General features: G+C 72.4%; 9 protein-coding genes. 4 read left to right on the top strand and 5 right to left on the bottom strand.

Translation table 11 applies throughout. The features are described 5' to 3' along the window. Positions 1-201: 201 nt before the first annotated feature. Positions 202-801: a hypothetical protein gene (locus Acy02nite_RS10435; protein WP_203739745.1), complete on the top strand. Its 600-nt coding sequence runs from the start codon at positions 202-204 to the stop codon at positions 799-801. Positions 802-1,006: 205 nt separating this feature from the next. Then, positions 1,007-2,287 (top strand): acyltransferase family protein, encoded by a 1,281-nt coding sequence (locus tag Acy02nite_RS10430; protein WP_203739744.1) that lies wholly within the window; start codon positions 1,007-1,009, stop codon positions 2,285-2,287. 155 nt (positions 2,288-2,442) lie between these two features. Here the strand turns inward: Acy02nite_RS10430 and Acy02nite_RS10425 are convergent, their stop codons facing one another. The 5 genes from Acy02nite_RS10425 to Acy02nite_RS10405 all read right to left on the bottom strand — a co-directional run bounded on the left by Acy02nite_RS10425 (position 2,443) and on the right by Acy02nite_RS10405 (position 16,934). Continuing rightward, positions 2,443-2,961 (bottom strand): sigma-70 family RNA polymerase sigma factor, encoded by a 519-nt coding sequence (locus tag Acy02nite_RS10425; protein WP_203739743.1) that lies wholly within the window; start codon positions 2,959-2,961, stop codon positions 2,443-2,445. 186 nt (positions 2,962-3,147) lie between these two features. After that, positions 3,148-5,928 carry an AfsR/SARP family transcriptional regulator gene (locus Acy02nite_RS10420; RefSeq protein WP_203739742.1) on the bottom strand — a complete coding sequence of 927 codons (2,781 nt, stop codon included), beginning with the start codon at positions 5,926-5,928 and terminating at the stop codon, positions 3,148-3,150. 100 nt (positions 5,929-6,028) lie between these two features. Next, positions 6,029-9,592 (bottom strand): family 78 glycoside hydrolase catalytic domain, encoded by a 3,564-nt coding sequence (locus tag Acy02nite_RS10415; protein WP_203739741.1) that lies wholly within the window; start codon positions 9,590-9,592, stop codon positions 6,029-6,031. Between the two features lie 351 nt (positions 9,593-9,943). Next, on the bottom strand, positions 9,944-11,773 hold the full coding sequence (locus Acy02nite_RS10410) for an arabinofuranosidase catalytic domain-containing protein (protein WP_203739740.1): 1,830 nt from the start codon (positions 11,771-11,773) through the stop codon (positions 9,944-9,946). A 238-nt stretch (positions 11,774-12,011) separates the two neighbouring features. Continuing rightward, positions 12,012-16,934, bottom strand: a complete 4,923-nt coding sequence (locus tag Acy02nite_RS10405) for an SCO7613 C-terminal domain-containing membrane protein (RefSeq protein ID WP_203739739.1) — start codon at positions 16,932-16,934, stop codon at positions 12,012-12,014. A gap of 281 nt (positions 16,935-17,215) precedes the next feature. On the opposite strand from Acy02nite_RS10405, the gene Acy02nite_RS10400 reads away from it, so the two are divergent. Both Acy02nite_RS10400 and Acy02nite_RS10395 read left to right on the top strand, forming a co-directional pair. After that, entirely contained in the window at positions 17,216-18,370 is a 1,155-nt protein-coding gene (locus tag Acy02nite_RS10400) for an acyl-CoA dehydrogenase family protein (RefSeq protein ID WP_203739738.1), read from the top strand. 134 nt (positions 18,371-18,504) lie between these two features. Continuing rightward, a complete protein-coding gene (locus Acy02nite_RS10395; RefSeq protein ID WP_203739737.1) occupies positions 18,505-18,753 on the top strand; it encodes a hypothetical protein in 249 nt (82 codons plus the stop codon). Positions 18,754-19,028 lie beyond the last annotated feature (275 nt).

Here is a 19,028-nt window from a genome sequence, read left to right as displayed (position 1 = left end):
AAGCGGGCCCTTTCTGTTGGTGATCGCCGTGCGGCAGCCGGACAGCGCCGACGGTTCACCCTGCTTGAACCATCAGCGCGGGCTGTCTCGTGTGAGCGGTATGGCTGAGGACGTCGACATCCCGGGCAGCGAGCCGAACGAAGCTCAGGACACGTTCGCCTTCGTCCACGACCTCATCGACATCGGGCGAGGGTGACAGCGGTGGCGACGGCGACCGCGCGGCGGTTCGTGCTGGACGTGCCGGACCTGTGGGACCAGGTCGACCTCGGCGGCGAGGAGCTGGCGACGGTACGGGCCCAGGCGCTGGCCACCACGACCGACCCGCGCGAGCGGATGCGAATCAACGACATGTTCCGCCAGGCCCGCGAGATCAGCCGCGCGGCCCGGCGGCAGGGCGCGCTGCTCTCCGCGGGGACGGCGACGATCTACGACGAAGGGCTCTTCATGGCGTACGGCATGGTCTTCGCCGTCACCACACCGCCCGGTCGGGAGCTGCCGCTGCCGGTGCTCTCCGCGCAGGCCGGGGTGTCGTCGGCGACCGGCGTCGCGCCGAAGGACCGGATCATCTCGTCGGTCCGCCTGCCGCACGTCGGCACGGCCGCCCGGGTGACCGGCACCGAGACCACCCGGCTGACCGGGGACATCGACGTGAAACTGCTGGCCATGCACACGATGATCCCGGTGCCGGGCCGCGCCGGGGACTTCCTGGTGGTGACGCTGGCCAGCCCGAACCTGCCGCTGAAGAACGAGGTCTACGACCTGTTCGACGCGATCACCGGCACGTTCCGCTTCGTCGGGTAACCCCGGGCGCGCTCCGGCCTGTCCCGGACCCTGTGGGACAGCGTTGCGCCTCGGTCACCGCCCGCGAACTTGTCAGACCGGACCGGCCATGATCAAATCGGTCGCCCGGTCGCCTGGTCACCCGCCGAGGACAGGCACCAACGGGCGGGAACACGATTCCCGGATCGATCGGCGCAGATGATCGTCACGGGGGATTCGCACCGACATGTCAGTGATATCGAGCGCCCGGCCCACTACCGCCGACGATCCGGCGACCGGCACGCCGTCCGCGGCGCCGGTGACCCGGAAGCGGCTGGTGGCGCTCGACGGCCTGCGGTTCATCGCCGCTCTCGCCGTCATCGCGGCTCACTTCGTGGGGCTGAACTCGCATGCCTGGCAGGACACCAACCAGGCGACGTTCCCGTCGATCCACTACTACTCCGTCTACGGGATCTTCGGCGTCGAGTTCTTCTTCCTGATCAGCGGGTTCGTGATCTGCATGAGCTGCTGGGGGCGGACGGTCGGGGACTTCTTCGTCTCCCGGATCGTCCGTCTCTATCCGGTCTACTGGGCCGGGATCCTGCTGATCGCGGTGACGCAGATCGAGTACCCCGAGCCCGGGACCGGACCGCTCAAGATCGGGACGATCCTCGCCAACCTGACCATGTTCAACATGCCGGCGATGGCGCCCGGCATGACCGTGGTGGTCTGGACGCTCTGGCAGGAGATGCGCTTCTACCTGCTGTTCTGCCTGGTGGTGTGGCGTGGCCTGACCTATCGCCGGGTGACGATCTTCTGCCTGCTGTGGCTGGTCGGCTCGTTCGTCGCCAACAGCGCTGACGACAAGACGCTCAAACTCATCTTCCAGCCGGAGTACGCCGAGTACTTCATCGCCGGCATCGCCATCTACCTGATGCACCGATTCGGGCCCACCATGCTCACCTGGGGCATCGTCATCTGCTGCTGGGCGCTGTCGATGTTCGCCGTGCAGCACCGGGTCTCGGAGAACATGGGCGCGATGGGCCGCAAGGACCTCGCCTGGTGGCCGGCGCAGGTGATCATGACCGGCTGCTTCGTGGTGATCATCGCGTTGGCACTCGGGTGGCTCGATTGGGTACGCGGCAAGTGGATCACCACGCTGGGCGCGATGACGTACCCGATCTACCTGATCCACCACGCCGTCGGGCTGACGGTCATCCGGGAGCTGTCACCGACGGTCGCTCCCTACCCGCTGCTGTTCGGCACGACACTGCTGATGATGCTGATCGCCTGGCTGATCCACCGGTGGGTGGAGAGGCCGCTCGCGCCGATCCTCAAGCGAGGGCTGAAGAAGGCGGTCGCCGAGATGAACGCCCTCGGCGGCCAGCCCGAGAAGCCCAGGACCAGCGCGCCGCCCGTCCCCGCGCCGGCCGTCCCGGAGCCGGCGCGGGCGGTTGACCCGTCAGCCGCCGACACGCTGGTGCTCGACCTGTCCTCCCGCTGGCCTCAGCCGCCGCGAGCCGGGTGAGCCCCTGCCTGCCCCCAGGATCCGCCGGGCACCCCCGGAGCACCTGGACGGCCGGGACCTGAGCCGTCAGCAGGGCGCCACCGGCCGTTCGGTTCTTCCTCGAACCCTTTCGCCACCCGGCCCCGTGTAGGTGGCATGTCTTCACTTGCCCGCGCTCACCGGCCGGCCGCGCACCAGGCCTTGCGCAGGACGGTGAGCGCGTAGTGCTGCCGGGATTTGATCGTGCCGACCGGGACGCCCAGGATGGTCGCGGTCTCCGCCGTCGTGCGCCCGGCCATCGTGGTGTGCAGCAGGACCGTCCGGTGGTCGGTGGAGAGCCGGCGCAGCAGCGTGGTCACCTCGGCGGTCGCGACGATCGCGTCGGCGTGGTCCGGCTCGGCGGGCTCGGCCGGCCGGTCCGGGGCGGTGAGGCTCTCCCGCCGGTTCGCCGCGCTGCGCAGCCGGTCGATCGCGAGGTGGCGGGCCACGGTGAGCAGCCAGCCGCGGATCGAGCCGTCACCGGCGAAGAGCTGCTCGCGGTGCCGCCACGCCCGGATCAGCGTCTCCTGCGTGAGGTCCTCGGCGAGGTAGTGGTCGTTGACCAGGGTCCGGACGTAGCTGAGCACGGCCGGGCCGTGCTCGGTGACAAGCGCGTCGAACTGCGGCTGCTGAGCGGTGACGGTGGTGGTGGCCATGGTGACGGGGTCCCTGTCTCGCGGCGGCGGTCGGGCGCGACCGTAAGCAGCGCGGACTTCCGAAACTCTGACCGAACTCTGACCGGGCGGTCAGAACCGCGCGACCGCGCGCGGTCGCGGGCGACTCAAGCTTCGGCCGGCCGCGTTCCCTTCACGGCGCTGGGCAACCGCGCCCGCCCCACGGCGCTAGGCGACCGCGCGGACCTCGCGGCGCCGCAACCGGTCACGGGTCTGACGTGCGTCCGGGTGCCCGAGGTCGTCGAAGATCGCCAGCGCCTCCCGCCACGACGTCTCGGCCCGCGCCGGGCGACCGGCCGCCTCGTGCGTGTCACCGATGTGGACCAGGGTGTCCGCCTCGAGGTAGCGGTCGTGCACCAGACGGTAGATGCGCAGCGCGTGACTGAAAGAGATCAGGGCCTGCTCGTACGCCCCCAGATGGTGCTCGGCGTAACCGACGCTGTCCCAGGCCGCGGCCTCACCGTTGCGGTCCCCCGTCGCCCGGTGCTCCTCGACCGCCCGGCGGCACTCCGCCAGCGCCTGCGGATAGTCCCCGAGCAGGAGGTACGTCCAGCCGGTCTCGTTGTGCACGTGCGCCAGCCCCGACCCCCGGCCGGCCGCCCGGTAGAGCCTCGCGGCGGCCCGGTAGTGCGCCAGCGCGTCGTCGTGCCGTTCCCGCTGGTTCAGCGTGAACGCGAGCAGCCGGTGCGCGCGGGCCTCCCCGTCGCCGTCCCCGAGCTCGGCGAACAACTCGAGCGCGTGCTCCAGGTGCCGGTCCGCCTCGGCCCACCGGCCCAGGCGGCCCTCGACGAACCCGAGCGAGCGTTCGGTGCAGGCCAGCGCGTAACGGTCGGCGGTCGCCAGCGCGGACGCCCGGGCCAGCTCCAGGATCTCGCGCTGGACCAGCCACGACCCGGACCGGTCCAGGTACATGTCCAGCGCGACGGCGAGCTGCCAGGCGTAACCGTCACGGACCGTGGCGTTCTGCTTGACCGCCGCGATCAGCACCGGCCGCTCGGTGTCGAACCAGGCGGCCGCCTCGCCGGCGTCCCGGAACTCGGTCACCAGCGTGCCCGGCGCCGCCGAGCCCAGCGGCAGCCGCTCCCGCCCCGGGAACAGCAGCGCCGTGCCCTCGGCAGCGGTGTGCAGGTAGTGGTCGAGGACCCGTTCGCGGGCGCCGTCGTCGTCCCCGTCCAGTTCCCGCGCGTACGCCCGGAGCAGGTCGTGCACCCCGAACCGGCCCGGCTCGGTCTCCACGATCAGGTTGGCCCGCAGCAACTCGGCGAGCGACCGCCGGGCCCTGGCGAGCGGCTCCCCGGCCTGGCTCGCCGCCGCGGCCGCCGCGCACTCCGGACCCGGATGCAGGGCGAACAGGCGGAACATCCGGGCCGCGGATGGGGTCAGCACCCGGTACGACCAGTCGAAGACCGACCGCACCCCGGACCGCGCCGACTCCCCCTCGAACGCGTCCAGGCTCCCGTCCCACTCGTGCAGCTCCCGGGCGATCGCCGCGAGCGAGAACCGCGGGTTCATCGCGGCCCGGGCGCTGACCATCGCCAGGGTCAGCGGGATCCGGCCGGCCAGCTCGGCGATCTGCGCCGCGGCGGCCGGCTCGCGGGCGACCCGCTCCGCGCCGATCCGCCGGGACAGCAGCTCGACGGCGTCGCCGGAGGGCAGGTCCTCGCAGGTGATCGCGATCGCGCCGTGCTGCGAGACGAGGTCGTACAGCTGATGCCGGCTCGTCACCACGGTCAGGCAGCCGGGCGCGCCGGGCAGCAGCGGCCGCACCTGCTCGCTGTCGCGGGCGTTGTCCAGCACGACGAGCACCCGGCGACCGGCCAGCAGGCTGCGGAAGAGCGCGGTCTGCGCCTCCAGGCTGGCCGGGATGCTGCGCACCGGGACCCCGAGCGCCTCCAGGAACGAGTGCAGCGCGTCCGCCGGGCTGATCATCGCCCGGCTCGGGGAGAAGCCGTGCAGATCGATGTAGAGATGCCCGTCCGGGAAGTGCCCGGCGATCCGGTGCGCCCAGTGCACGGCGAGGGTCGTCTTGCCGGCGCCGCCCATGCCGCTGACGGTGACCACCGCGGCCGGGCCCGGCTCGTCGCCGACCTGTGGGAACAGGGCCAGCTCGGGGCCGCGGCCGGCGAAGACGGCCAGATCGGGCGGGAGCTGGGCGGGCCGCTCGACCGGAACGTCCACAGTGCCGGAGGCGCTCTCGGCCTCTTGCCGGAGCACCCGCTCATGGGTCTCGCGCAGCTCGGGGCCGGGATCGAGGCCCAGCTCGCCGGCGAGCAGCTTGCGGGTCGCGTGGAAGACCTCCAGCGCTTCTGCCTGCCTCCCGGTCGCCGCCAGCACCAGCATCAGTCGCGCCTGCAGCGACTCGTCCAGCGGATGAGCCGTGGCCGCGGCACGCACCACGAGCAGGACGCGCTCGGCGACCTCCCCGCCCGCGGCCGGAGCGTGCTCGGCGGCCGCCTTCACCGCCGCCAGCCGCTCCCCGTCGACCAGGGTGAACGCCGGCCCGGTCCGCACCTGCGCCGGAAGGTCCGAGGCGACCGGCCCGTGCCACAGCTCCAGCGCGTCCAGCAGCAACTCGGCGGCCCGGCCGGGCTCACTCCCCTCGGCGTCCCGCCGCAGCTGCCGGAAACACAGCAGATCGACAGCCGCCGGGTCGACGTCGAGCCGGTAGCCCCCGGAGCCGCGCACCAGCACCCCCGACGCGCCGCGGCCGGTCAGCCCGGGCTCGAACAGCCGGCGCAGCGCCCCCACGTACCGATGCACCAGATTGCCGGCCGTCTCCGGCGGCTCACTCCCCCAGAGCACCGCGACGATCTCCCGCAGTGACAGCGGGTGACCGACATTGATCAGCAGAATCGCGAGGAGCGCCCGCTGTTGCGGCGCTCCCAGATCCAGTTCGGTCTCGCCGGACCAGGCACGCACCGGGCCGAGCACCGAGAATCGCAGCGACATCGCTGACCAGAGTAGAGTCGTAGATCGATACGGGCCAGTAACAAGAAGTGACGGGTAGCCGACCGAAACCGGCTACCCGCCACCACCGCCGGGAAAGCGGTCAGAGGTTCGAGGTGAACGTGTAGGTGCCGGCACCGACGACGTACGACGTGCCCCCGACCGGCACCGCCTCGGCGGGCGCCGACGTCACGGTGGCGCCCGGGACCCGTACCGTCGCGCTCGTGCCGGGCGCGACGACCACCTGCAGCGTGATCGTGGAACCGGACCGGCTCCACGAGCTGCGGACCCGGCCGTACGCGGTGAGCAGGTCGGACGAGGCGGACGTCAGCGTCCCGCCCGGTTGCGGCGCGAGCAGCACCCGGGAGTAACCGGGCGCGGCCGGCGCGACGCCACCGACCTGGCGGTAGAGCCAGTCGCCGACCGACCCGAGCCCGTAGTGGTTGAACGAGTTCATGCCGGCGTCCTGCAGGCTGCCGTCCGGGCGGATGCCGTCCCAGCGCTCCCAGATCGTGGTCGCGCCCCGCGAGATCATGTAGCCCCAGCCGGGATAGCCGGGCTGCTGCAGGATCTGGTACGCCGTGTCGGCGTGCCCGTGGTCGGCCAGCACCGGCAGCAGGTTCTCCACGCCCATGAACCCGACCGACAGGTGACCGCCGCGGGACGCGACCTTGGCCGCCAGCCGGTCGGCGACGGCCTGGGCCCGGTTCTCCGGGACCAGCCCGAAGGCGAGAGCGAGGACGTAACCGGTCTGGCTGTTGCCGCTGACGGTTCCGTCGGCCGCGACGAACCGGTTGGTGAACGCCGCCGCGATCCGGTCGGCGAGTGCTCCGTACGAGGCGGCCTCCCCGTCGCGCCCGGTCGCCGCCGCCATCCGCGACACCAGCCGCGCCGACCAGCCGAAGAACGCCGTGCTGGTCAGGTCGTTGGCGGTGCCGTCGTCCACATTTAGCCAGTCGCCGTAGGTCTCCTGATTACGGATCAGGTCGGCGCCGGCCGTCGAGCGCAGGTAGTCCACCCAGCGGGCCATGGCGGTGAAACTACGATCGGCCGGGCCGAGGTCGCCGAAGCGCTGCCAGATGGTGTACGGCACGATCACGCCCGCGTCGCCCCAGCCCGCCTTGCCCGCGCCACCGAGCACGTCCGGCGCCACGTCGGTGAACGCGCCGTCCGCGCGCTGGGCGTCGACCAGGTCGGTGACGAACTTGTTCAACAGCCCGTACGTGTCGAAGTTGAACGTCGACGTCGCGCCGAACGCGGCGATGTCACCGGTCCAGCCGAGCCGCTCGTCCCGCTGCGGGCAGTCGGTCGGGATGGAGAGCATGTTGGAACGGGCACCCCAGACGATGGCCTCCTGCACCCGGTTGAGCGTCGGGTCGGAACTGGTGAACGTGCCGGTGGACGCGCCGTTGGTCCACGCCGCGAGCCCGGTCAGGCTGTCCGCGGCCGGGGTGCCGGGGAAGCCCGTGATCTCCACATACCGGTAGCCGTGCACCGTGAACCGGGGCTCGAACGTCTCCGTGCCGGTGCCGGCCAGCGTGAGCCGGTCGGTGGCCTGCGCGGCTCGCAGGTTCGCGGTGTAAAGGGTGCCGTCGGCGTTGAGGATCTCGCCGTGCCGCAGGGTGACGGTGGTCCCGGCCGGGCCGCTCACCCGCAGCCGGTCCCAGCCGGTGAAGTTCTGCCCGAGGTCGGCGATGAAGACCCCGGCCTTCGGCTGGGTGATGGCGACCGGGCGCAGTTCCTGCCGCACCGTCACTCCCGGGTCGAGCTGCGGGACCAGGTTCGGACGGGTCCCGCTCCTGACGGTCACGGCGGCCCAGCCGCTGTCGTCGAAGCCGGCGGTGTTCCAGCCACCGATCGCGCGCCGGGCGTCCTGGGACTCGCCGGCGTAGAGGTCGTCGCCGAGGATGCCGCTCGGCGCGGTGCGCCACGTCCCGTCGGTCTGGACGGTGGCCGAGGTCCCGTCGGTGTATTCGATGATCAGCTGAGCGGCGTACCAGGGCTGGGTCCCGTAGCGCCGGCTCCCGGCGAACCCGATGTTCCCGGAGTACCAGCCGTTGCCGATCTGCGCGGCGAGGGTGTTGCCTCCCGGCCGGATCGCCGAGGTGACGTCGTAGCCCCGGTACTGCAGGCGCTTGTCGTAGTCGGTCCAGCCCGGCGCCAGCCGCTCGGTCCCGACCCGGACGCCGTTGAGGTAGGTGTCGTGCAGCCCCAGCGCGGTGGTGAACAGCCGGGCCCGCGCCACCGTCCCGCCGGCCGTGAACCCCTTGCGCAGGTAGGGCGCCGGACCGGTGACCAGGACCTGGCTGCCCCACGGGCCGGCGCCGTAGGCCGCGAGGACCTTGGCAGCCGCCCACCCGGAGTCGTCGAACCCCGGCTGCTGCCAGCCGCTCGGCGCCGAGCCGGAGGACCGCCACGAGCCGTCGGTGACGGTCGCACCGAGCTTGGCGATCAGCCCGGCCGGTCCCACCGAGGTGTTGCTCGCCGCGATCGCGATCGTGCTCGTCCCCGCGGGAACCGTCACGGTCGCCGCGGTCTTCCACGAGTCGGTCACCCGCGGGCCCGTCGACACCTGCGTCCCGTTGATCCACACGTCGGCGACGTCGTCACCGGTCACCACCATCGTGGTGCTCGCCGCGAGACTCACCGTCCGCCGGAAGTAACGGGTCGCCACCGGTGCGCTGGTGGCCGGATCGCCCTCCGGGAACCAGATCCAGTTGGCGCCGCTCAGGTCCCCGGCAGGCGGGGCGCCGACGAACGACGCGGTCCAGGCGATCCCGGTGTCGAACCGGGCGCTCGGGCTCCACGCGCCGGCCCGGCCCTGCGCGTCCCGGATCCGGACCCGCCAGTGATACGTCCGGTTGGTTGCGAGCGCCGGACCGCCGTACGCGATGTCGGCCGATCTCGTCGACGCCACCGTGCCGCTGTCCCAGACGTCAGCGGCTCCCGGCCTCGTCCCCACGGTGATCTGATAACGACCCTGCATCTGGCCGCCGGTCCCGGACGCGAGCTGCCAGCCGAAACTCGGGGTGTCCACGCCGATCGGGTCGACCTGCCGGTTCACCGTGAGGCCGCTGGCGCTCACCGGCGAGGCCGCACCCGGGTCGGGCAGCGTGACGCCGGAGCCCCACTGGCCGCCGCCGTAGACACCGAGATCCTTCGCGGCGGCCCAGGCGGCGTCGGAGAAGGTGGGGTCCGGCCAGTTCTCCGGCACGGCGGCCGCGGCCCGCCAGGCCCCGTCGGTGACCAGGTCCACCGAGCCGGCGTGCAACCGGGCCAGGACACCGGCCGGTCCCGCGGTGTTGCGGGCGGCGAGCGCGATGGTGTTCGACCCGGCGTGCAGGGAGCCGGCCAGGTCCACGGAGAGCGCCCGTTTCCAGGAGTCGGCCGCGCGTGGCGAGCCGGCCAGCCGGACCCCGTTCACCCAGACGTCGACGGTGTCGTCGCCGGTGACGACGAGTTGCGCGCTCGCGAGGTCGGCGGCGGCGACGGTGAACGTGCGGCGCAGGTAGCGGGTGGCGGCCGGCGCGCTGCTCGCCGGGTCACCCTCCGGGTACCAGATCCAGTGCGCCCCGTTGAGGGCGACCGGATCGTCGGCAACGGCCGCCTGAACGGGTGTCGGTATCAGTAGGAGTGCGGCCGCCAGCACCGCGAGTGGACCCTTCATCCGGACCTCCCGAGCGAGTATGAAACGTTTCATACTGACAGTCATCGATCCTATGACCCGCAACACACTCGAAACAAGACAGTCATCTATATCCGCGGTTCCGGAACCGCGGCGCGTGCCAATCCATCCGGGCGCCGCACGCCCGCCCGCGGCGAGTCGGCGCCCCGGGGTGGCACTCACGGGTGCAAAACGACCGCGAAACAACCCTGAGCACCAGCCCAGGCCACGCAGCTGGCACTCACGGTCGAGAAACGCGCTGCGAGCAGCCGTGAGCACCAGCCGAGACCACGCGGCTGGCACTCACGGCTGACGAACGGGCTGGGAGCAGCGTGAGCGCCGGCCAGGATAGGGTCAGCTCAGCGGGAACTTCTGGGCGGCGCTGCCGTTGCAGTCGTAGATCTGCAGCCGGGTCCCGTTGCCGGTGGCGCCGTTCGGCGCGTCCAGGCAGCGCCCGGACTGCGGATTGCGCAGCGACCCGTCGGCCTGCTGCTGCCAGACCTGCCCGCCGACCCCGTTGCAGTCCCAGAGCTCGACCTGCGTGCCGTTCGCCGTCCCGTTGCCGTTGATGTCGAGGCAGCGGCCCAGCGTGCGCAGCGCGCCGTTCGACTGGTGGAACCAGTGCTGGTCCACGGCGTACGACTGGCAGTCCCAGATCTGGACGGCCGTGCCGTTGCCACCGTTGTCGTCGCCCGCGACGTCGGCACACTTGCCGCCGGGCGTGCCGGCGACCCCGCCCGCGTCGACCGCGAACTTCTGCGCGGCAGCGCCGTTGCAGTCCCAGAGCCGCAGACGGGTGCCGTTCGCCGTCGCGCCGTTCGGCGAGTCGAGACAGCGGCCGGACTGCGGGTTGCGCAGCGAGCCGTCGGCCTGCTGGACCCACTTCTGCCCGCCGACCCCGTTGCAGTCCCAGAGCTCGACCTGCGCCCCGCCCGCGGTGCCGTTACCCACCACATCGAGACACCTATTGAGCGTACGCAGGGTGTTGTCCGCGAAGTGCGTCCAGTGCTGGTCCTCCGCGTAACCCTGGCAGTCCCACAGCTGCACCCCGGCCCCGTTGGCGCCGGTGTCGTCGGCGGCCACGTCCACGCACTTGCCACCCGGCCCGGTGATCGTCCCGGCCGGCCCGTTCGGCACGCTCGTCTGCCCGGAGTAGCCGACCCCGACCACGTTGGCCTGCACCGCGTTCTCCGCCGTGTCGCTCGGATAGCCGGCGACCATCGCTCCCTCGAACCACGTGCCGCGGTTGCGGTTGCTGTTGTCGCCACCGATGCCGAGGATGATCCCGCCTTCCTGGTGCATCGGCTTGTAGCCCGGCTTGTCGGTCGGCAGGGACCCGTTCCACCACGTCGTCAGCGCGCCGGTCTGCGCATTTCCACCCTTGAGCGCGTACGTCGTCTGGCCGTTGTTCTTCAGGACCGCCGTGACGAAGGGCGAGTTGTTGCCCGGGTTCGGGTTCGACCCGTTGCTGCCCTGGAACATGCCGTTCTCCAGGTCGGCCTCGATCCACGGGCCGGAGCCCTGACATGGCGGGAAGTAGCAGGTGGTCGCGATGCTGACGGCGTCCATGTGACCGTTGCCGGTGTCGTAGGGCGTGGATTCCGCGTTGCCGTAGTCGAAGCAGCAGTCGGAGCCGACGTGCGTGCCGCTGGCGACCATGTAGACGCCTTCGGGCTGGCCGTTCACGGCGACGCCGGACGCCACCCCGGTGTAGCGGTAGCCGACGCCCGGGGAGACCCAGAGCCCGTAGACCTTGTGGCCGCCGGCGGTGACCGCGATCTCGCTCGCGTCGGCGCCACGGTCCCCGCTGCCGGCTCCGCCGTCGGGCGCGATGGAGAGGTCGTTGTGCCGGCTCGTCTGGTCCCAGACCTTGGTGATCCGGCAGGTGGTGCCGTTGCAGAACGCGTCCTGGCCGGCCGCGTCGGCGTAACCGCCGGTGGCTAGGGTGCCGATGTCGCGGGTCGCGCCGTCGGAGGCGCGGGTGACCTGGTAGAGGCGGCCGCCGTAGGACCCGGACAGAGCCCGCGTGGTGCTGTGCGCGGCGACGCAGGGCGTGCCCGCCGCGGCGTAGATGTCACAGGGCAGGGAACCGGCTGCGCGGGCCGGGCCCGGGGCCACGAGGAGCCCGGCGAGCAGGCTGACGACCGCTGCGGCTAGGAGCTTGAGAGAGCGCTTTCTGGACATGGCGACGTGCTCCTGTCGGTGGGAACGGAGCATGGAGGACATCGATGAACGTCGTGTCACCGATGTGACGAAAGTTACGCCGCCCTGATCGAAACAGTCAATATGCGCTCGTCGATGTTCGATAATGTTTGTTAACTACACGCCGCTGCCAGGAGACACGAACCCACCCGGGCGCACGCGACCCGGCCCCGGGCAGTGCCACGGGACCGGGCTCACGACGTACGCGCCGAATGGGCTTCTAACGCATTTGAGAGACGCGATTGCGCAGGTCCTGCGTGCGGCGGCGACTCTCACTCGTCGCGCCGAGGAAGATCAGGACGATGCCGATCGGGACCAGCATCAGCCAGGGGCCGCCGAGGCTGAAGATGAACTTCAACGCCGCGACGATCGTCGCGACCGAACCGATGACCACCGGTGCCTGCTGCCTCGTGCGGGAACCGATGATCAGCGTCGTCACGCCGCCGAGCAGGAGCAGCACCTCGCGGATGTCCTGGTGGCTGCCACCCGCGATCACCAGCGCGATCGACGGCACGAACGCGGCCAGCAGCGCCGGGCCGTAAGCCGACCAGCTGCTCAACTCGGGACGGTGGTGCGCCTCCACGATGCCGACAGCGAGCGCCAGGGCCGCGAAGGGCAGGGTGTACGCCTCGGGGAGCGCCACCTCGGCCAGCGCGATGAACAGCCACCAGCCGACGATCTCGAAGCCCACCGCCAGCCAGAACAGCATGCGCCGCTGACTGGCCGTGCGGTCCGGGCGCGACGCGGTCAGGCCGAGCACCGCGCCCCAGGCGGCGAGCAGCGCGGCCAGGTGCGCCGGCGAGTCGAAGGCCAGCGCGCCGGCGATCGCCGCCGACGCATAGCCGCTCCACTCCACGGTGACCGCCTCGGCGCGGAACTGCGCCAGGCCCAGGCGTGGCAGCAGCGACTCCAGGGCGAGCAGCCCGGCGCCGACGGCGAGCACCCCGAACGCCGCCCAGTGCCGGTCCAGCCCCAGCGAGATCGCCCCGGCCAGCACGAACATCTGGCCCATCAGCGCGGCGAACAGCCAGCCGAGCAGGCGGGCCGTCGAGGTGCGCCCGGCGATCGCGGCGACCAGGCCGACGCCGACCGCGGCGCCGAGCGTGAACAGCGTCAGGTCGGAGCGGGCCAGGCTGCCGGACAGCCCGGCGCCACCGGCGAGCAGGCCGATCACGAAGACCACGGTCCGGGTGCCACGCAGTATCGGTGACCGGCTCGCCACCGGTGGCAGCGTCAGGGCCAGACCCAGCATCGAGATGGTGAAGACGGCCAGCGCCGCGCCGGTCGCCGCCGGGAACCCGGCGTGCAGCGCGATCGGGGTGATCAGCAAAGTCAGCGCCACCCCGGGCAGGATCACCGGCACGGTCTCCGCGGGGCGCCCGCCGAATCCGAGCGCGGCCAGCGCGGCCGCCCCGGTGAGCAGGACGGCGGCGAGTGCGCTGGTGGCGTCGACGTTCCCGGCGTCCGGCGCGAGCAGGGCCGGCACCGGGCCGTCCCAGACCGAGCCGAGCTGCTTCAGCGGGTCGAACAGTGCCGCGCGCAGGGCCGGTGCCAGCGAGAACAGCGCCAGCACGGTCGGCAGCAGGGCCAGCATCACGGCGCCGGTGGCCGGGTCGCTGCGCCAGCGCTGGAACAGGCCGCCGCCGCGCAGCCGGCGGGCCCGCTGGTAACGGATGTCGCCGGCCGGGAACTCGTCGACCACCTGCGGGCTCAGCGGCGCCGGGACCGCGCCGCGCAACATCTCGGCGAGCACGCCGAGCAGGGCGGCGGACGCCGCGTAGAGCGCCGTCGGGTACGACGTCGGCACCGAGACCAGCGCGGTGACCGTCGCGCCGAGCACCAGCCCGATCGTCGCCCAGGGCAGGTACTGCGGAACGTGGCGGCCGAGCAGTGCCAGCAGCGCCAGCCCGAGGCTCGAGCCGGCCAGCGCGGCGGTCAGCACCACCTGAGCGGTGTGCTCCTGGTCCGCGGCGAACGAGGCCAGCGTGCCGGGCAGCGCCAGCAGGACGGCCCCGGTCGCGGCGCCGCCGATCTGCGCCCGGTGCGGGAGCAGCAGGGTCTCGCGGCCCCGGGCGGTGACGGCCACCAGCGTGCCGAGCAGCACGACGGTGAGCAGCGCCATCCCGGTCGACCACGGGCGGGCCAGCCCGACCACGGCGGCGTGCAGCAGGACGATGGCGGCGACGGCGGCACGCGCCCGGGCGGCCTGCGGCTCGTCGGTGGCGAGACTGGCCAGCGCGTACCCGGTGGCGACCGCGGCGCCGATCAGCAGCGGTGACCACCAGGGCAGCCCGAGAGCCCACGGCGCGCCCATCGTGGCCAGCGCGGCGCAGACCCCGGAGGCGTAGTGCGACCACGGCTTCGGCAGCGCGATGGCGGCCGTGATGGCGACCAGGACCAGCGCGAACGGGGCCTGCCACGCGCCCGCCGGCGGGCTGGAGACGAAGTGCTCGACGTCGGTGTCCCAGAGCGGGCCGGGGGCGGAGAGGATTCGCAGACTGCCGCCGACCGCCTGGACCGCGGCGAGCGCGGCGACCACCAGCGCGGCGATGCCCAGCCCCCGGGAGGGGCCGCGCTTCCAGTCCTCCATCAGCACCGTGACACCCATGCCGACCAGCAGGATCACCACGCCGGCGACGGCCAGCGGAGCGCTCGGGAAGGCCAGCGCGGCGACCCGGGCCAGGGCGCCGCAGATCGCCACCGTGGCGGCCGCCGCGGCCCAGTCCGGCCCGTCCATCATCCGGTCGGTGCGGCCGCGGTTGTCGATCGTCCTCGCGAAGAACAGCAGCAGCGCGGCGGCCAGCAGCAGCGCGCCGACGGCGACGTCGGCCGGGGCCCGGCCGGGCGCCACGATCGCGGCGGCGGCCAGCGCGACGGCGCCCACGCCGGTGCCGGCCGTCAGCGGGAAGCTGATCTCCCGGCGGGCCACCTGGAACACCGCGGCATAGCTGAGCGTGCCGGCCACCGCGAGGAAACCGGCGGCCAGCGCCGGGACGGTCGCCGCGGCGGTCGGCGGCGGGCCCTGCCCGGTGTCCGAGATGGCGAGCGCGGCGGTCACCGCGGCGCCCGGGATGGCCAGCGCGGCCGCGCCGGACGCCCAGTCGCCGATCACGAACGCGTAGATCTTGAACGGGATCTGCCGGGCCGCGAACGTCACCATCACCCCGGCCCCGGCCAGCGCGGTCAGCACCGCGGCGGTCAGCCAGGTCGCGGCGAGCGCGGCGCCGGCCCCGAACAGGCCGACCAGACCGGCCGCGGCGACGTGCGTGATGGCGATCCGGCGGGTCGTCGACCAGAGGCCGCCCGCGCCGATCGCGATCGCCGCCAGCACCAGCGGCCACGGCGCCTCGGACCAGTTCAGCCCGAGCGAGGCGGGCACCGCGAGAGCGGTCATCGCGACGCCGATCACCGCGCCCTCGTGCCGGATCGCGGCCGGCAGGGCGAGCGCGGCGGCGATCGTCACCAGCAGCGCGGCGAACACCAGCAGCCAGCCGGACGGGCCGACGGCCTCGGCGAGCGTCCGCGCGTAGTCCGCGGTGTCGGCGTGCCAGACCGGGCGGGCCGCGGCCACCGGGGCGATCGCGGCGCGGATCGCGTCGATCGCCACCCGCACGCCGATCAGGGCCAGGGCGCCGGCCGCCGCGTACTGCGGGCCGGTCCGGACCTGCTCGGGCAGCAGGCCGACCACCGCGCCGGCCAGCGCCACCGTCGCGGCCGCGATCACCAGCGTCCAGCGCGGGTCGACCACGGCGGCGAGCCGGGCCGCGGTGCCGATCACCGCGAGGGTGAGCACGCCGCCGGCGATGTGCCGGGCCAGCGGCTGATCCAGCAGCTTGGCCGCGGCGACCCCGGTGAGCGCGGCGGCGATCAGGATCAGGCCGGAGCGGAACGCGTCCGCGAACACCTCGGCCTGCAGCAGCGCCACCGAGGAGTAGAGCAGCGCGCCCGCGCAGGCGACGCAGAGCAGCGCGAACGTCAGCTCGCGCAGCCAGCCAGCCGAGGGCGGCTCGGCCGGCGGGGCGAGCGGGACGGAACCGGCCGGCGGCGCGCCCTCCGGCCGCGGACCGGGGAAGATCCGGGTCGGCATCCAGCGACGACGCTTCGGCTTGAGGCCGGAAATGATCAGATCCGGCTCTTCCGGCTGCGACTCCGGCCGGGGATCGGGCTCGGTCTCGGCCTCCATCTCGGCCTGGTTCGCCCGGTCGGCGAAGGTCGGCCGGCCCAGCGGCCAGCGCGGCACCAGCCGGCCCCGCCTGATCACCCGGGTGAGCAGCAGCAGATCGAGCACGGCCACCGCGGTCAGGGCGAGGCCCCAGCCCGCCGGGCTCTCGATCCAGCGGTACGCCAGCAGCGGCGCGACCGGCTGGGTGGCGATCACCGTCGCGTACCGCGGGATGGCGAGCTTGGTCGCGCCGGCATAGAGGAAACTCGCCACCGCGGTGATCGCGAAGGTGATGCCCAGGTAGAGCGGGGCCGCGACCTCCGGGCCGCCACCCAGCGCGCTGCCGTGCAACGTGTACAGCGTCATCGGCAGCAGGATCAGGCCGATCGCCGCGATCGTCTCGGCGGTCGAGGTCAGCGTGCGGCGGGCCACACCGGGCGCCACGCTCAGCGCGATCGCGGTGAACAGGGCCAGGATGACCGCCCGGGCCACCGGGTTGGAGAAGGCCACCCCGGCGAAGACCACCGCGGCGATGCCGATCAGCAGGGCGCCGAGGCCGAGCAGGATGTTCTGCACCGACTGGGTGGACGCTTCGGGCCCGTGCTCCAGCGGCGCCATCGGCCGCCGGGCCGAGCGGCGGGCGGCGCCCTCCGGGCCGTCGGCGGTGGGGCGGCGGGTCGCGCTCCTCGCCGGCTGGGGCGGCGGATCCTCGTCCGGGCCGGCCTGGCGGGTGCCGGGCGGCGGCGGAGGCGGGAACTCCTCGGCCGGGCGGCGCGTGGCGGTCGAGGCACGGCGCGGCTTGCCGGCCTTCTGCTTCTGCGCGTGCGCCAGGATGTCCTTCTGGAACTGGGCGGCCTGGATCTTGCTGGCGATCTTGGTGCGGGTGGAGGCGGCCTCCATGTCCTGCTGTTTGAGCGCCGCAATCGAGGCGTCGATCCGAGCCAGCTGCTCGCCGTAGTCAGGCTCCTCAGCCTTCGCCACCGGTCCTCCTCGCCAGCGTGCCGCTCCGTAGTTAGAGCATGCCGGTACGCCACACCATTAGAACAGTCTCAACCGGGTGGAGATCTGTTGAAACGGCCCCAGACCCGGCATTGACCTCGCTTGCCCGTGGACGGCGGCGATATTCGGCACAGTCCTGCTCCATTGCCCGGCGTACGCTACGCGCCAGTAACATTGCGGGCGGGTTCGTTGAAGCGCGCGGGTTCGTCCAAGCGCGGCTTCGTTGAAGCGCGCGGGTTCGTTGAAGAAGAAGGGCGAGGGACATGTCTGATTTCGACGTCTACCGGTTGCCGGAGGATCACGAGACCATCCGCGCCGCCGTGCGCGAGGTCTGTGACGCCCGGGTGGCTCCGAACGCGGCCGAGGCCGACGAGACCGGGGAGTTCCCGAAGGCGTCGTACGAGGCGTTGCGCTCCTCCGACTTCCACGCCCCGCACATCCCGGTGGAGTACGGGGGCGCCGGCGCCGACGCGCTCGCCACCGCGATCGTGATCGAGGAAGTGGCCCGGGCCTGCGCCGCGTCGTCGCTGATCCCGGCGGTGAACAAGCTCGGCTCGCTGCCGCTGATCCTGTCCGCGTCGGAGGAGCTCAAGCAGAAGTACCTGACGAAGGTCGCCGCCGGCGAGGGCATGTTCTCCTACTGCCTGTCCGAGCCCGAGGCCGGCTCGGACGCCGCGTCGATGACCACCCGGGCGGTACGCGACGGGGACTCCTGGGTGCTCAACGGCGTCAAGCGGTGGATCACCAACGCCGGCGTCTCCGAGTTCTACACGGTCTTCGCCGTCACCGACCCCAGCGCCCGCTCGCGCGGCATCTCGGCGTTCGTCGTCGAGAAGTCCGACCAGGGCGTCAGCTTCGGCGCGCCGGAGAAGAAGCTGGGCATCAAGGGGTCGCCGACCCGCGAGGTCTACTTCGACAACGTGCGCATCCCGGCCGACCGCATTATCGGCGCCGAGGGCACCGGCTTCGCCACGGCGATGAAGACCCTGGACCACACCCGGGTCACGATCGCCGCCCAGGCCATCGGCATCGCTCAGGGGGCGCTGGACTTCGCCCTCGGGTACGCCAAGGAGCGCAAGCAGTTCGGCAAGTCGATCGCCGAGTTCCAGGGCCTGCAGTTCATGCTCGCCGACATGGGCATGAAGCTCGAGGCGGCGCGGCAGCTCACCTACACCGCGGCCGGCAAGAGCGAGCGCGGCGACGCCGACCTGACCTACTTCGGCGCGGCGGCCAAGTGCTTCGCCTCCGACGTGGCCATGGAGATCACCACGGACGCGGTCCAGATCCTCGGCGGGTACGGCTACACCCGGGACTACCCGGTCGAGCGCATGATGCGCGACGCCAAGATCACCCAGATCTACGAGGGCACCAACCAGGTCCAGCGGATCGTCATGGCGCGGCAGCTCCTGAAGGGCTGAGGTCAGCGTTTCAGCAGTCCAGAGCGGGGTCGACTTTCTACGGTCGGCCCTTTTCTGTCGCTGGGCAGCCTCGCCTGCCCGGCACCAAGTCGCGGGGCGACCAATCTTGGCTCGAAGTGCCGCTTCCTGGCCTCGTGCCGGCCACAATCGACATCGACGCCGCGATAACTCGTGGCCGTTATACACCGGAGCAGCTGTGCGTCCTGGCGTCAGAGGCCGACGCCGGGTTCGACAGGCAGTTCTTCGCGCAGATGCTCGGCGCGATCGGCCGCTTCGACGATCAGGACTTCATCGACTACGGGCTCGAACCCGACCGAGTTGCGGCGATGCGCGAACGTTTCCGGACCTGGCAGGCCGGACTGCGAACCTCGCCACCACGGTGACGGTGACGGTGCCGCCACTGTAGGCAATCTCGCGGTCACTGACAGGTGTGCCTCCGGGCCGCCTACCGGGAGCAGCCGGTCCAGGCGCTGCCCGTGACTGTGCCGCGGCAAGACTCGGCTGAACCCGGCGTCTCGACCAGAGCTGCCGCGATCCGGAGATCTGCTCGCAGGACCCGGCCGACGGCGTCGGCCGGGAGGTGCACCGCGAAGGCCCGCTGCTGGCACGCCCGGGCGCGGCGCGTCCCCCGGGGGATTTCTCCGGCGCTCAGGTCGAC

This window comes from Actinoplanes cyaneus, from assembly GCF_016862095.1.
Classification (GTDB): domain Bacteria; phylum Actinomycetota; class Actinomycetes; order Mycobacteriales; family Micromonosporaceae; genus Actinoplanes; species Actinoplanes cyaneus.
The sequence above is the reverse complement of the archived record's forward strand: the minus strand, read 5'-3'. Positions and strand labels throughout refer to the sequence as shown.

What these genes read in the sequence shown, in the direction of transcription:
- Acy02nite_RS10410 (WP_203739740.1), bottom strand. Translation starts at nt 11,773, where the DNA reads ATGTCCAGAAAGCGCTCTCTCAAGCTCCTAGCCGCAGCGGTCGTCAGC.
- Acy02nite_RS10430 (WP_203739744.1), top strand. Translation starts at nt 1,007, where the DNA reads ATGTCAGTGATATCGAGCGCCCGGCCCACTACCGCCGACGATCCGGCG.
- Acy02nite_RS10425 (WP_203739743.1), bottom strand. Translation starts at nt 2,961, where the DNA reads ATGGCCACCACCACCGTCACCGCTCAGCAGCCGCAGTTCGACGCGCTT.
- Acy02nite_RS10400 (WP_203739738.1), top strand. Translation starts at nt 17,216, where the DNA reads ATGTCTGATTTCGACGTCTACCGGTTGCCGGAGGATCACGAGACCATC.
- Acy02nite_RS10415 (WP_203739741.1), bottom strand. Translation starts at nt 9,592, where the DNA reads ATGAAGGGTCCACTCGCGGTGCTGGCGGCCGCACTCCTACTGATACCG.
- Acy02nite_RS10420 (WP_203739742.1), bottom strand. Translation starts at nt 5,928, where the DNA reads ATGTCGCTGCGATTCTCGGTGCTCGGCCCGGTGCGTGCCTGGTCCGGC.